Source organism: Streptomyces coeruleorubidus, assembly GCF_028885415.1.
Lineage (GTDB): Bacteria > Actinomycetota > Actinomycetes > Streptomycetales > Streptomycetaceae > Streptomyces > Streptomyces coeruleorubidus_A.
Genome location: NZ_CP118527.1, coordinates 9,397,591 through 9,411,092, shown reverse-complemented (window position 1 = coordinate 9,411,092; position 13,502 = coordinate 9,397,591). Strand labels below are relative to the sequence as shown.

Sequence of the window (13,502 nt, the reverse complement as noted above, 5' to 3'; positions counted from 1 at the left end):
CGGGAGCAGCTGCTGAGGGTGCTGCCGAAGCGGACGGCGTTGGTGGTGGCCAGGTCGGTGGCGGTGAGGACGGTGTCGAGGCCGGGATGGGTGACCTGGTCCATGGTCTTGGTGCCGAAGGCCCGCTCGGTGAGGAGAGTGGCCAGGGCGTCGGTGCGGTTGACGGGGCGGGCGACGGTGACAGTGCGGGAGAACAGGCCCCGGGCTGCGGCCCGGCTTGCGGCGGTGAGGTTGCGGGTGGCGGCGGCAGGGGTGAATGCCTTGCGGATGATGTCTTTTTGCAGGCCGGCGCGCAGCAGTTCGGTGGTGTGGGCGTCGAAGTCCGCGAAATCGGTGGGTCCGTAGGCCCACAGGGCGGCCAGGAGAGAGCCGCCGGAGATGCCGGAGACGACGCGGATCTGGCTGAGGAGGTCGCAGTCGTTCAGAGCGCGCAGGCAGCCGAGGTGGAAGGCGGCTGCGCGTGAGCCTCCGCCGGAAAGGGCGAGGCCGATGTGGCGGGTCATGGGCGGGCATCGTCCGATCGGCGCGGGGTGGGCAGTCGGTGGGGCTGGGTGGCGTAGCCGCCGGGCCACCAGGTGATGTCCGGCTGCCCCGCGGTTACGCGGGGCTGGGCCGGGGTGGGCGCTGGGGTATCGGTGCGGTCGGCGAGGCGGGCGTAGAAGTGGGGTGGCTTGTCGTCCTCGAGCCAGGCCTTCCATACGTGGGTGGGGCCGCCGGCGATGAGGACCAGGGCGCGGGGCGGGGTGTCGTCGAGGGGCAGGGTGAGGGTGCCCATGGCGGCGAGGTCGGTTGGACTGGGGCGGGCCGGGCCGTGGGGGTGGGTGTGCCACATGCCGAGGAAGCGGGTGGTGGCTTGCGTAGCCGTGCGGCGGGCTGCGAGGTGTTCTCGGATGCCGGTGGTGCCGTGCTCGAAGTGGTGCTCGCTGAGCAGGGAGTCTGGAGGCGGACCAGTTGCTTCGTCGATCCACAGGATGCGGGTGGCGTCGTCGATGGTGCCCAGGAGCATGCCGCCGGTTTCGACCCGGGGGCCGCGGACGCGGGCACCGCGGCGGGCTTCGGCGCGCATTTCGGCGAGGGCGGCCGTGCTGATGCGGACCTGGTAGCCGCCTTCCTCGGTCAGGACGTTGTCGTTGGGCCAGGTCCACCAGCGGGCCGCTGGTGGGGCGGGGTCGCTGGGGCCGGTGGGTGAACGGACGGTGAGGGCGGCCATGGTCTGCTGGGGCTCGGGGGTGGCCAGGGCGTGGAGGATGCCGGTCATGAGTTGGCCGGCCAGGCCGGTGACGTCGGCGGCGGAGCCGGTGAAGGTGGCGTCCGAGCAGCCGGGTTCGGGCTGGAAGAGATCAGTGCGCGGTTGGGCGGGGAAGAAGTCGTCGAGGATGTCGGTGTGGGCGCCGCTGGTAGTGGTGCGGGCGGCGAGCCCGGTGCGGCGCAGGATGTCGCTGCCGGCACCGGTGGCACGGGTGGGCGAGAAGGCGGCGATGCCGCGGGTCGCCTGATGGCCGATCATCACGGTGGCCAGAGGCGGCCAGGTGGTGGGGTCGGTGGCGCGGACGGCTTCGAGGTGGGCACGAACGATGCGGTTGGCGGTGGCGTCGATGATCAGGTCGAAGGAGTGCACGTCGGCGCCGTCGAGGGTGGTGGTGATGTCGCCGGGCAGCGGTTCGACGCGGGTGGTGTGCGGGGTGATGGCGAAGAGCCGGTCGGCGAGCGTGCGGCACTTGGAGAGGCCGATGTCGGCGTCCGTGTAGGGCTGGCGGGTCAGGATGCCGGGGTGGATGAGGGACTGGTCGGCGACGGTGACGCGGGCGGCTCCGGCGCGCACGCACATCTCTGCCATGGGGGCGCCCAGGGCGCCGGAGCCCAGGACGAGGATCTGCTTGCCGTTGAGCCATGCAGCCGGGGTGGCGGCGTCCCGGCGCACGGTGACTTCCGGGCGGGCTTCCTGGATGCGGGCCCACCGGGTGGGCAGGCTGCCCAGCCATTTCTCGCTGGTCTGCTCGAGGAAGTTCTGGCCGAGTTCGGCCAGGGGCGGGTAACCGTCGAAGGCGGCTGCGGACAGGCGCCCCATCAGGTCGGCCAGGTCGGGAAGGTTCCAGGCGACCATGTGGGGCAGCAGGTGGTCGCTGCCGGCGATGCCGCGGGAGGGGGTGCCGAGCAGGAGGTAGAGCGGGGCGACGGGGGTGTCGTCGTCCGGGGCGGCGACGGGCAGCAGGACGGTGCGGTTGCGGTCGGCGGCCACGCCGATCAGGCCGAGGATGACGGCCGGGGTGATCCCTTCGCCGGCCAGGGTCCCGATCAGCTCGCGGGCGGTGTTGGGGTATTCGAACGTCAGGTGCCGGGTGGCGATCACTGCCGGGGCGAGGAAGACCTCCGACCCTGGCGGCAGCCCGGCTGTCTGGCGGGCTTGTTCAGCGCTGGTGGGCCAGGAGCCCAGGGGCAGCCAGCCGACCACGTCCTGGCGGTCGTCGCGGACCCGGTGTATAAGGGCCGCGCCGATCCAGGGTGCGCCCTGTGCGGTGGGGGCATCGTGGCGGACGACCAGCAGGCCGGGCGGACTGGTGGGTCAGGGCGTTGGGCGGGTGGAGGGGCTCGCCGGGCGTGTCGAGTTCCCCCGCGGCGGCGGCCTGGAACCAGTCCCAGACGCGGGTGATGAAACCGTACATGCCGTCGGCCGGGTCCCATTCTGTGGCCGGTGAACGGTACATGCACAGATGGCGGGCCCAGTTGACGTGCGGGGGCGCCCGCGAAGCGGGTGTGGGCGGTGCGTACCTGGGGGACGGCTAAGGGGAACGTGGGCGGGATCAGCAGGGTGATCGCTTCGCGCCGCTTGAAGTGCAGGCCGGCGGGTGTGCGGGACAGGGTGGAGCAGTCCACGCCGAGGCGAGCCTCAATCCAGCCGGGAAATCCGTCGGCGGGGTCGGCGGGGGTGATGCGGCCCAGCTCGAGGGCGTTGTTGGCGGCGGCGATCCGCTCAAGCTGGGTGATGGCCAGCTGCTGTCCGGGGGTTGCTGCCTGCAGGAGGAGGTCGCTCACGCGTCACCGAATCCGACGGAGGTGGCGGGGACGGCCTCGTCGCCGCGGGCCTGCCGCACCGCTTCCCGGCCGGCCTCGATACCGCGCGGCTGCGGAACTGGCGCGGCGGCCTGTGCGAGGGGGACGCTGTGGGTCAGACCCAGTGCGGTGAGCAGCGTGCCCGAGCGGCCTGCCAGGGCGGCGGACTTCTCTTCGAGTTCGCCGGTGGTGACCAGGTCCAGGCCCAGGCCGGGCTCGAGGACGAAGACCACCGGGCGGGGGTCTTTTGGAGTGGGGTGTTCACCGGTGCACAGGACGGGCAGTTCTGTGATCGTCTCGTAGGCGTCGCGGGCGAGCCGGTGGGGCGGGTTGTCGCCGCTCTTGTCGCTGGTACGGAAGGGCCGGGAGCTGGCTATCACGCGGGCGTCGGGGCCGGCATGGGCTTGCAACTGGTCGAGGATGTCCTGCTTGAGTTCCTCAGTTCCGTCCTCGCCAGGCGCATACATGACCTTCTTGGAGCAGTGGTGCGGGGAGAGCAGGACGTCCCACTCGACACGCTCGGTGCGGTCGTGGGATTCGCTGTAGTCGAGGATTTTCTTGATGGTCGGGTAGGCGAGGTCGCCCAGGAGCAGGATGCGGCCCGCCGTGCCGTCTGCGGCGGTCAGTTTCAGCTGCAGGGCGAGCGAGGTCTCGTTGCGCTCGCCGGCGCAGTCGTCGCGGAACGGGGCGTGGACGAAGGCCTCGAACCGGTCGGAGACGTCGGTGCCGTCGATGGTGCTGATCGCCTTGCCGGGGGTGGTGAAGTAGGCGTCGGGCAGTTCGGCGTAGGAGTGCTGGTCGCGGTCGTCGTCGTAGCCGATGATGCGAACCCGGTCGCCGCTCTCGGGTTCCTTGCCGGCCTTGATGGCCTTGATGGTGGCCTTCACGCGGCGTTCGACTTCGTCATGGAAGAGCTGGGCGTCCTCGCACATCGGGGTGTCCTCATCGAGCTCCCGCCACAGTCGCGGAGTCGCCCAGATCTCGCCGATCTTGATGGAGCTCTCCAGCAGGTCTCCGAAGCCGCAGCAGTGGTCCAGGTCCGCGTGGGTGAGCGCGAACAGCGCCAGGTAGGGCGTCCCGTCGTCGAGCTGCGGCAGGGTGTCCGCCAGGCGGTCGATGACCGCGGCCACGACCGCGTCGTCTTCGTCTGCGGCCTTCATGTCGCGCAGGTCGACCTGCATGACCAGGCCGTCGCCCAGCACGACGGTGGTGGAGTCCCCGGTGCCGACCGGCCAGAACACCACGCCCCGCTCGGGCAGTTCCGTCTCGGCCATGTCCTACCTCTTCACGCCATTGTGATCAACGAGCCGGTAAAGCACATGACTTCACCGTGACGTCCAGGTGTACCACCCGCCACTGACAACCGGCCCGCACGCCGACCCCGGGACGGGGCGGAGAACGGCTACGGGCAGGGCAGGGACGGCGTTTTCCGGCATCGTCAACGGGTGTCGTCGGGCAAGAGCCCGGGCCAAGGCCAGGACGCGCAGATGCCGGAAGAGACCACGGAGGCACTTGCCGTACGCCTGTCGGCGAGACCAGGGTTGCTCTCGACGCGGAGGGACCACGGTGAGGGCGGGGATGACGGAGAGCGGCACGACGGAGTCCGTCCTGGGGCTCATGAGCGACAAACCGCGCGAGCAGACGGCTTTTAAGTCCTTGGTCGCTGGCTTGCGGGCCCAGGGACTCCGGGCTGAGCTGCGGGGAAGCCCTGAACGGCAGGAGAGGCTGTACCCGTACACGCCGCCGATTCCGGTGGATGCGGAGATCGAGAGTGTCGCCGGATTCGTTGATCACACGGTGGTGCCTGCGCCACAGGAAGATTCCCGGCGTGTAGCAACGCAGGACACGGTCGCTCATGAACTCATCGGCCGACTTCAGGAGTTGGCTGCCCAGGCGCCGGGCGGCGGCCTGTGGCTGTCGATCAGCGCGGGGCCCTGGCTCGGCGCCCGGAAGAAGGAACGCGAGCGCCTCTACGGTCGTGTCGTCGCGATGGCCCGCAAGGCGGTTGCGCGGGGCAAGCCGTTCGTGGATCTGCGAGACCTGCCCCGAGGAGCGTTTCCTCTGCCGGCGATCGGCTTCTGCGTCCCGCCCGATGCGGACCATCGTGTCACGATCGGCTTCAACGACCAGGTCGTCGGGTGGTCGGGCCGGATGACGGCCGACGGACGGTGGACGTGCACCGTCGGCGAGTTGCGGCCCCGCATCGGCCGCGCGGTGGAGGGGAAGTTGAAGAAGCAGCTGGCTCGCGTCCGGGCGGTCGAGCCCGACAAGCCGATCGGGCTCCTCCTCGACAGCAGACCCATGCAGGGCGGGAAGGGAAAGCCGGAACCGGTGTTCGACCTTCCTGCGTTGGCTCTGGGCGCTCTACTCAACGAGATTGCCCAGGACTGGCCCGGTGTGCTGACCAAGGCATGGCTTCTTTCCCCGCAGGGCCTCACCAGCGTCTACGGCGGCGGTGACAACTTCGCCTGGATGCGGCCTCCACGTGCAGCGGCCCCGGTTGCGCTCTCACCGGGCCAGCCGGAAGGCGGGCCGTTTTCTCCTCAGTCGTCCTGGTGGCGGGCGAGCATGTGGTTCAGCGCCAAGTCGTGGGCGGCGGCGGGGCTGCGGACGTAGGAGCACACCAGGCAGGTGCCCGGGCCGTAGCCGGCGCCGAAATCGTCGATGCCGGTTACTGCGAGGGCTTCCCGTCCGCAGACTGGGCAATCCGTCACGTCCATGCCGTCGATCAGGTCGTCGGGGTGCGAGGGGCGGTGGTCGGCTGCCAGTGCGATGCGCCGGTCGGCTTCGTCCTCACCGATCAGTTCCAGGTAGTCCTGGGCCCGCAGCCGCTCGTAACGGTCCTGGATCTGGTGCTTGACACAGTCGGATTCCCGCCGTTCCTCGCTGACTTGGCGCAGGCACGAGTGGCCGTCGAGTTCGAGCAGCGCTGCAACGTGCCGCTGCTCGATCTCGCCCACGCCGCGTGCGTGCCGCACGCGCTGCGTCTGCTCCAGCGCGTCGCTCAGAGCCGCCACGTCCACTGCGACCTTCGGCTCGTCGGCTGAGTCGGGGACGAGGCGTATGCCTTCCTGGGCTTCATCACATTTCTCTGCGATGACCTTCAACAGCTGCGATGCCGCTTTCAGCCGATGATCGCCGTTCCTGCGTTTCTCGGTCTCCTCCCCCGGCCAGGTGTAGCGACGATGGCCGCCAGCCCGTTCGTCAACGCCTGATCGAAAATCGCGGCAGCACCGGGGACCTGGAAGTCGACGTCCAAAACCGTGGCACACCGGCCGACTCTTCTGCTCGCTTCTCCTGCATCACCTCATCTTCACCCACGGGCAACGGCAATCGGACCCTGACGGGGTTGTGCCCGGTGTTGCAGCCCGCTGGCTCCATCCGGCGGCTTCCCGCCGCGCCCGCGGGCTCCCTCGCACCTCGTGAAGGTCATGGCACCAGCGGATCGTCCCGCGTGAGCTCGATGGTGTGCATCTGGCGGCGCAGCTGCGCGGGCAGGGAGGGCAGGTCGTTGTCGACGATGATGACCTGGTGCGGGCGTCCGTGCGGCGTGCCGCTGCGGGCTCCTGCAATGTGGTCGAGGAAGTGCGCGTACAGGCGGGCGATCAGCTGCTGGTCCTCGCTGCCGTATCCGACGTTCTTGCGGGGCGAGTCGATGATCAGCAGGGACGGCAGATCGGTGATGCCGGTAACCAGGGCGTAGCTGAGGAACGTCATCCGGTAGGCCACGTTGATCGCGGTGCGGACGCCGTGGCCCACCTTGGTGAGTTTGCCCGCCCTGACCTTCGGCAGGAGCGAGTTGTGATCGATCCGCGCGCCGGGCTCACCGGGCAGCGACAGAGCGCCGATGATGGCCTCGAACTGCTCCTCGATCTCGGCCAGGGTGGCCTGACGTCCGGACAGGAGGTTCTTGCGCGTCTTGATGTCCTCGCGCACCCCCCGCAGTTCTTCTTCGGCCGCACGCAGCGCCCGGTGCAGTTCGAGCAGCCGTCGGTGGGGGTCGAGCTGACGCTCCAGCATGCCGGTGCGGGTGCGGGCACCGGCATGGGCAGCCGAGAGCTGCTCGATCTGTCCGGCCAGAGGCCCGGTCTCCAGGCGGGTCCGCTCCTCCAGCTCCGCCCGCGCCTGAGCGAGAGCGTCCTGGGCCTCACCGGCTGCCTTGGCTGCCTCGAGGGCCCGTTGCTGCGCCGTGGCCAGGGCGGTTTCGGCTGCCTGCACGGCCCTGTCCCGCGCGCCGGTGTCCAGGTCGCACAGGCACAGAGGGCAGGCCCCTTCGGGGACGACCCGGCCGGTCAGCGGCTGGGTGCAGGAGGGACAGTGCGCGAGTTCCGGGTTCGTGCCCGGCTGCTGAGCACGTGTGATGGCCCGCTGAGCCGAGGAGACGGCGGCCTGGGCCGCTTTCTCATCTTCCCGGGCCCTGGAGTGCGTTCCCTCCAGCTCGGCGACGCGCTGGCGCAGCGGATCGGCGAAGGTGGTGACGGCCCGCATACGTCCCTTGAGTTCCTCCAGGGCGGTCAGCGTTTCCCGCTCTTCGCTCCTGGAGCGAGTCAGCTCCTCCTCCAGTTCCGTCGCGCTTCCGGTCAGGAAGTCGCTGATCGTCTCGGTGCGGCGTTTGAGCTGGGTCACGGTCTGGCTCAAGTCGTCGCGGCGGGCGGTCAGTACCCGCATCTCGGCGTCGATGAGTCCGAGCACCAGCTCGACGACCGTCTTGTAGGACTGCGCGGTGTTGGCCTGTCCACGGACCGCCTCCGTGCCGTCGACCATGTCCTGGGAGAGGTAGTTCAGTGCGTAGAGCTGGGCGAAGGTGAGACGGGCGCCGTTGCCGAGGAGTGCCACGGCGGTGGGCGGGGAGAACAGCTCGGACAGGCCCAGCAGGTTCAGCAGCACCTCGCCCACAACACGGCGGTCGCCGTCCGGCTGTGGGGTGACGTCGAGGAGCTCTTCGACCTTTCCGTCATGGGGGCTGATCAGCTCCACGGTCCCGGTGTCCGCGACCGTGGAGCGCCGCAATGCGATGCGCATGCCTTCGATGCGCAGGTACACCGTGACGGACGTCAGCCGCTCGGATGGCACTTGCCGCCACTCCACCGGCAGGCCCAGGGGGTACTTGATGCAATCGACCAGCGTGGTCTTGCCGGTATCGATCGGGCCGTAGATGCACACCACAGGGTGGGCGAAGTCGACTTCGCGTGCTCCGCCGGTGGAATGGATCACTACGCGTTCGATGAACAGGTCCCGGGACATTCGGCTTCCTTCCGCAACTGCTGACACCGGGACAACGGGAGGGCCGACGAAGGGAACCGACTGCGCAGGCCGACTCACCGAAAGGGGTGAGGACACGTCCGCCCGCTTCCGGCGGGAGATGCGGGGGCGCCGCGGCGAACCGTGCTGGAGTGAGCGGGTGCGCCTCTGCGCTCGCCGACCGTGGGTCAGCGCCAGCCCGCGCCGGGTAGCTCCGTTGTTGACGACGACCGCGTGATCGGCGCCGTGGACGGGCCCGGCAGTGCCGTTGACCTGGTGCATCACGGATGAGCCGGCCTTGCTGCCCATGCGAGTGTGCCTGGCCTGCACGAGCCCGTGGTGGGGATGCCGACCGATGACGTCTGCGGCCTGGTCACCGCGCTGCCCTGGCCGTCGCGCTGGTTCGGCCCGAGCCGGCGGTCGCCGTCTTCGCCGTCGGCCGATGGCGCCACCTGCACGCCTGCACCGCACCCGCGCCGACCTCTCCCCCACCGACGCTCGACGTTCTTCCTGACTGCGCCGCCGTGACGGCGGTGGCTCGCGGCCCGGGGCCGACCGGGTGCCTCTCCGCCTGGCGCTCGTCGCCGAGGGCCGCGTGCACCCGCCTGGTCTGGGCCGCGACCAGCACCGCTTGTCGGGGCAGGCCGGCCTTCGCCGCGGCGAACTTGAGCAGTCCGAGCGCGTCGCCGGGGTGTCCGGGATAGGTCATCTGGTGAGACCCGCGGGTGACGATCTCCACCCCACGGTCCGGCTGCCCGGCCTCGGAACGGCGTAGATGCCCTGCGACCAATACCGCTAGGCGGCGTTCCAGCCGCAGTCGTGGCCAGCACCGTAAAGAGGCCAGAGCCGGGGACAACACCTCCTGACGGCGGACCGCAGGGCAGGGCGCGGCACGGTTGGCATGAACGGGGCGGCAGCTCTGGGGGCGCGCCAGGGCCAGCGTGGATCCATGTTGCTCGCTTGTGGCCGCTCGCCTGCACCTGTGCTGGGCCCAGAACGCGGCGTGGCCCTTCCCTTTCCGTGTGCATAGGAAGAGCCACGCCGCGTTCTTGCCTGACGGCCGTGCGTCAGATCCGCGTCTGCACCAGAGGTGCGACAGGTTCTGGGCGTAGTTCGATCCCCGAGGCCTCACACACCGTCCGAGCCATGCTTCGCAGGCCCTCCCTGAAGGAGGTGGCAGTCGCCCCATCCCGAGCGGTCACGGTCAGTGTGCGGCGTGTGGAGCAGTACACGCCGGGGGCGACGTGCCGGCCTGGGCCGTAGCCGCACTGCTCCAGAAGCCAGCCCGCGCTGGCCCGGAGCACCCCGTCCCGGTCGCGGTACGTCCGGCCACCCGCCGCGCGCACTTCGTTGGCCTGGCTTTCGGTAACGGGCGGATTGAGGAACACGCTCCCGGCCTGCCGCATGTCCGGGCCACTGTCTGGCAGGGTCAGGCCGCGTACCTGCCGGTCGGCGATGACTCCGGCCGCGGCCTCGGCGAGCGGAGGCCGGGAGCCGAGCGGCACGTCGAGCGCCTGCGCCAGGTGCTTGTACGTCACCGGCGCCGCCCGTTGGCTGCGGGACAGGTGCAGTGTGACGGCCAGGATCACCCAGCGGCTCGGTTGGGCCCTGAACACGGATGAGCGGTACCGGAACTGGCACGCTGTGGCCTCGAGCCGGACCGTGTGGCCACGGTCCCAGTCCCACGCGGTCACCGATGTGAGGCAGTCCGCGATCTGCTGCCCGTACGCCCCGGCGTTCTGCACGGGCGCCGCCCCGATGGTGCCGGGGATGCCACCGAGGTATTCGATGCCGGAGAGCCCCTCCGCGGCGGCGTATGCCACCGTGCAGGCCAGTGGCTCGCCGGCGTGCACGGTGACCTCTACCTTGCTGTCGCCGACGGTGCGGGCGGTGATGCCGCGGGTGGCCATGCGGACCACCGGCCTCGGGTAACCTCCGTCGCCTGCCAGGGTGTTGCTGCCGCCGCCCAGAATGAACGGCCGGCGCCCGGCCACAGCCTGGACGACCTCCGGCCAGGAGGCGGGGTCGGTGTGGGTGAGCCAGTAGTCGGCGGGGCCGCCGAGGCGGAGGGTGGTGTGGTCGGCCAGTAGCTCACCCATGAGCGCCCTCCTCAGACGGCAGAGATCGTTTTCAGCGCAAGCCCCCGCAGCGGAGCGATCCGCGTCCGGGCGGGCCCGTGGTACACGGCGTTCGTGGCGATCGCCAGGTACCGGCCGGACTCGGGCGCCAGGTACAGGCTGGTCCCGGTGAAGCCATGGTGATAGGCCACCTGGCCCGCGAGGATCCACGACAGGCCACGCTCCAAGCCCGGCTCGATGGAGACCTGGGGGACGAGGCTCGCTCGCAGCCAACCCCCGAGAGGGCTGGCGTCCTTCTCCCGGTAGGCGGTGAGCAGGGCCTGCGCGTACCGCCCCAGGTCCCGGGGCGTGGAGAGCACCCCGGCGTGCCCGGCCACGCCGCCCAGGAGCCCGGCGTTGTCGTCGTGCGGGGCGCCCCAGATCCGTGGTGCGCCGGGGATGCGCTGCTCGGTCGGGGCCACCTGAAGGCTGCGGCCGACCGGGCCGTACACCGTGGCGGTCAGCCCGAGGTCTCGCCACAGCTTGGCGGCGAGCACGTCGAGTGGCCGGCCGTGCACATGTGCCAGGGCCAGGCCGAGCAGGATGTAGCCCCGGTTGATGTACCGGTGTTGGCCGGGAGTGTCCTCCAGCGGCTCCCGGCACAGCAGTTCGTGCAACGGCGCCTCGGCGCCCCTGTACGTGTCGAGCCGGGTCGAGGCCCGCAGCCCCGAGGTGTGCGCGATGAGCTGCCGCACCGTGGCCTGCCCGCTCGGTGCCTCACCGCTCGTCGCGGGCAGGAAGTCCCTTACCGGCTGGTCCAGGTCGAGGAGCCCGGCCTGCACGGCTTGCCCGACCAGCGGCCAGGTGGCGAGGACCTTCGTCAGCGAGGCGACGTCGTAGACCGTGCTGTCGGTCGGAGCGGCATCACCCAGTTCCGGGGCGACCAGCCCGGCGGCCAGCACTTCTCGCTGCCCGTCGGCGGTGCCGCACACGATGACGCCGCCCGGCGCGGCGCCGTCGGCCACGACCTCGCTGAGTAGGTCGCGCAGGCGGGCGACGTCGTCGTCGGTGAACGGGATCACGGGCATGGGCGGGCCTCCGGGATGGTGGTGATGTCGGCTCCCAGCGTGGCCAGGTTCGACAGCAAGTGTCCGTAGCCGCGCCGGAGGTGGTACATGCCGCGGATCGTAGAAGTGCCCTCGGCCGCGAGCGCGGCAAGTAGCAGAGCTGTGACAGCACGGATGTCCTCCGCCCCCACGTGCGCTGCCTTCAGCTGCGACGCGCCGCGCACCAGGACCACCGGTCCCTTCGAGGACACCGACGCGCCGAAGGCGGCCAGGCCCTCAAGGTGGGTGTCCCGCCGCGGGTACACACGTTCGGCGATCTGCGAAGTGCCGTGCGCCTGGGTGAGCATCGCCGCCAGCTGCGGCGCGGTGTCCGTGGGAAGCCCCGGGTGCGGGCCGGTCGCCGTCTCCACGGCGTGCAGCGGCCCTGCCAGTGCCATGTGTACTGCACCGCCGGTCCCGTCGACCAGGTTGACGCCCGCACCGGCAAGGGCGGTGGTGAGTCCTTCCGGCAGGCCTGCGGTGGTGATCCCGCCCAAGGTGATGCTGCCGCCGGTCGCCGCAGCGGTCATGATCATGGTGGCGGCCTCGATCCGGTCCCCGGCCACGGTGAACTCACCGCCGCCGAGGTGCTCCCGGCCCGTGACGTGCAGCCCGGCCTCGTCCCAGCCCACCAAGACGCCGCGATCGGTGAGGAACCGGGCGGTCTCGATCACCTCCGGCTCGATGGACGGGCTCGTGATCAGACTTGTGCCCGGTGCCCGGGCCGCCAGCACAAGTGCCGTCACCGTCGCGCCGAGACTCGGCCCGTACGGAGTATCGACGTCAACCGTGAACGGCCGCACACCCTGCGCCCCGCACTGCGCCCACAGGCCAGTGCCGTCGTCGGTGACTGCGGCACCAGCGGCCTCCATCGCCGCCAGATGCCGGTCTATCAACCGGGCACAGAACGCGTCCCCGCCCGGCCGGGGGAAGGTCACCCGCCCGCAGCGTGCGAGTACTGCGGCCGCCAGGACACACGTCGTGCGCACTCGGCGCCCCAGCTCCAGGTGGATCTCCGGCCGCACCGTGGCGGCAGGGGCCACCATGAACTTGTCCCGCACGACGGCGACCTAGCACCGGTGTGCGCCAGTATCTGCGCGCACACGTCCGTGTCCAGGATCGCCGGCGCCGCGTGCAGCACGACCGGGGCGTCCGCCAGGATCGCCGCGGCGTACAGATGCAAGGCCACGTTCTTGCTGCCCTGCACCTCGATCCGCCCCACGAGCGGGCGCCCACCGGTGACCTGTACGGCCACGTCGTCTATGGCGGTGAGAGTTGCGCTGTCGGCCACGGCGCTCACCGCACCCGGGAGCCGGCGGGCAGCACGCCGCCGACCTGGTTGCGCGGATAGATCACCGTGCCGGGCCCGATCAGGGTCCCTGGGGCCAGGACCGTGCCGGCCGGGAGCGCCACCCGGTCCCCGATGATCGCGCCGAGCTTGGTCTGCCCGGTGCGGATGCGCTTGCCGTCGATAAGGACGGTGATCTCCTCCATAGCCGGCTCTATGACTGGGCCGGTGCAGCGCAGCCCCGTTGTGGAGCAGAACGCGCCAATGTTGACGCCTCTCCCGAGCACCGAGTCACCCACGAAGCTCTGGTGTTTCATGAAGCAGCCGCCAGCGAGCAGGCTGCGAGTGATCTCCGCGCCGGCACCGATGTGGCAGCCGGGGCCGATCACGCTGTGGTCACGCACCAGAGCACCACGGGAGACGACGGCGCCGGAGCACACCAGCACCGGCCCGCTCACCCGCGCCCCCGCCTCGATGCGGGCGCCGGCCTGGACGATCACCGTGCCGTCCACCTCCGCGCGGTCCTCGACAACGCCGCGCTCCGCAGTGATCAGGCCGGCCGTGTCAGGTGCGTCCAGGACCAGCGTCATGGCGGCCTTGATGTCGAAGACCGTCCGGCAGGTGGCCAGCAGTTCCTCGACGAAGGTCCCGAGCCCGGCCGCTTCGAAGTAGTAGCCCGGGGTCAGACGGACGTCCACGGCCGGATCAGCCGCCGCGGACAGGGTGGGATTGGAGAGCTGCACCAGATGCCTCCCAGGT

At 70.6% G+C, this 13,502-nt stretch carries 13 protein-coding genes; 1 reads left to right on the top strand and 12 read right to left on the bottom strand.

Annotation, left to right across the window (positions count from 1 at the left end):
• From PV963_RS43335 to PV963_RS43320, 4 genes are all read right to left on the bottom strand, one after another.
• On the bottom strand, positions 1 to 503 hold a 503-nt coding region (locus PV963_RS43335; protein ID WP_274821894.1), incomplete at its 3' end, for a patatin-like phospholipase family protein.
• The gene (locus PV963_RS43330; RefSeq protein WP_274821893.1) at positions 500 to 2,452 is read right to left on the bottom strand and encodes a ThiF family adenylyltransferase; all 1,953 of its coding nucleotides are present in this window, start codon (positions 2,450 to 2,452) and stop codon (positions 500 to 502) included. The genes PV963_RS43330 and PV963_RS43335, both read right to left, overlap by 4 nt.
• Entirely contained in the window at positions 2,409 to 2,705 is a 297-nt protein-coding gene (locus PV963_RS43325) for a hypothetical protein (protein WP_274821892.1), read from the bottom strand. The genes PV963_RS43330 and PV963_RS43325 overlap by 44 nt, the downstream gene beginning before the upstream one ends.
• A 324-nt stretch (positions 2,706 to 3,029) precedes the next feature.
• Positions 3,030 to 4,325, bottom strand: a complete 1,296-nt coding sequence (locus tag PV963_RS43320; protein WP_274821891.1) for a hypothetical protein — start codon at positions 4,323 to 4,325, stop codon at positions 3,030 to 3,032.
• Between the two features lie 343 nt (positions 4,326 to 4,668).
• On the opposite strand from PV963_RS43320, the gene PV963_RS43315 reads away from it, so the two are divergent.
• Positions 4,669 to 5,667 (top strand): hypothetical protein, encoded by a 999-nt coding sequence (locus tag PV963_RS43315; RefSeq protein ID WP_274821890.1) that lies wholly within the window; start codon positions 4,669 to 4,671, stop codon positions 5,665 to 5,667.
• Here PV963_RS43315 and PV963_RS43310 read toward each other — a convergent pair.
• From PV963_RS43310 to PV963_RS43270, 8 genes are all read right to left on the bottom strand, one after another.
• Entirely contained in the window at positions 5,595 to 6,068 is a 474-nt protein-coding gene (locus tag PV963_RS43310) for a hypothetical protein (protein WP_274821889.1), read from the bottom strand. The genes PV963_RS43315 and PV963_RS43310 overlap by 73 nt on opposite strands.
• A gap of 412 nt (positions 6,069 to 6,480) precedes the next feature.
• Complete coding sequence (locus PV963_RS43305; RefSeq protein WP_274822294.1) at positions 6,481 to 8,295, bottom strand: AAA family ATPase; 1,815 nt, start codon at positions 8,293 to 8,295, stop codon at positions 6,481 to 6,483.
• Positions 8,296 to 8,665: 370 nt separating this feature from the next.
• Positions 8,666 to 9,001, bottom strand: a complete 336-nt coding sequence (locus PV963_RS43295) for a hypothetical protein (protein WP_274822323.1) — start codon at positions 8,999 to 9,001, stop codon at positions 8,666 to 8,668.
• A gap of 358 nt (positions 9,002 to 9,359) precedes the next feature.
• Positions 9,360 to 10,391, bottom strand: coding sequence for a UDP-N-acetylmuramate dehydrogenase (locus PV963_RS43290; protein WP_274821888.1), 1,032 nt, complete (start codon positions 10,389 to 10,391; stop codon positions 9,360 to 9,362).
• A gap of 11 nt (positions 10,392 to 10,402) precedes the next feature.
• Positions 10,403 to 11,437, bottom strand: a complete 1,035-nt coding sequence (locus PV963_RS43285; protein ID WP_274821887.1) for a serine hydrolase domain-containing protein — start codon at positions 11,435 to 11,437, stop codon at positions 10,403 to 10,405.
• Positions 11,428 to 12,501 carry a hypothetical protein gene (locus tag PV963_RS43280; protein ID WP_274822293.1) on the bottom strand — a complete coding sequence of 358 codons (1,074 nt, stop codon included), beginning with the start codon at positions 12,499 to 12,501 and terminating at the stop codon, positions 11,428 to 11,430. Before PV963_RS43280 ends, PV963_RS43285 begins: the two co-directional genes overlap by 10 nt.
• Positions 12,390 to 12,746, bottom strand: coding sequence for a hypothetical protein (locus PV963_RS43275; protein ID WP_274822321.1), 357 nt, complete (start codon positions 12,744 to 12,746; stop codon positions 12,390 to 12,392). The genes PV963_RS43280 and PV963_RS43275 overlap by 112 nt, the downstream gene beginning before the upstream one ends.
• 5 nt (positions 12,747 to 12,751) lie before the next feature.
• Positions 12,752 to 13,486, bottom strand: a complete 735-nt coding sequence (locus PV963_RS43270; RefSeq protein ID WP_274821886.1) for a hypothetical protein — start codon at positions 13,484 to 13,486, stop codon at positions 12,752 to 12,754.
• Positions 13,487 to 13,502 lie beyond the last annotated feature (16 nt).

What these genes read in the sequence shown, in the direction of transcription:
- PV963_RS43285 (WP_274821887.1), bottom strand. Translation starts at nt 11,437, where the DNA reads ATGCCCGTGATCCCGTTCACCGACGACGACGTCGCCCGCCTGCGCGAC.
- PV963_RS43325 (WP_274821892.1), bottom strand. Translation starts at nt 2,705, where the DNA reads ATGTACCGTTCACCGGCCACAGAATGGGACCCGGCCGACGGCATGTAC.
- PV963_RS43315 (WP_274821890.1), top strand. Translation starts at nt 4,669, where the DNA reads ATGAGCGACAAACCGCGCGAGCAGACGGCTTTTAAGTCCTTGGTCGCT.
- PV963_RS43280 (WP_274822293.1), bottom strand. Translation starts at nt 12,501, where the DNA reads ATGGTGGCCCCTGCCGCCACGGTGCGGCCGGAGATCCACCTGGAGCTG.
- PV963_RS43305 (WP_274822294.1), bottom strand. Translation starts at nt 8,295, where the DNA reads ATGTCCCGGGACCTGTTCATCGAACGCGTAGTGATCCATTCCACCGGC.
- PV963_RS43320 (WP_274821891.1), bottom strand. Translation starts at nt 4,325, where the DNA reads ATGGCCGAGACGGAACTGCCCGAGCGGGGCGTGGTGTTCTGGCCGGTC.
- PV963_RS43295 (WP_274822323.1), bottom strand. Translation starts at nt 9,001, where the DNA reads ATGACCTATCCCGGACACCCCGGCGACGCGCTCGGACTGCTCAAGTTC.
- PV963_RS43290 (WP_274821888.1), bottom strand. Translation starts at nt 10,391, where the DNA reads ATGGGTGAGCTACTGGCCGACCACACCACCCTCCGCCTCGGCGGCCCC.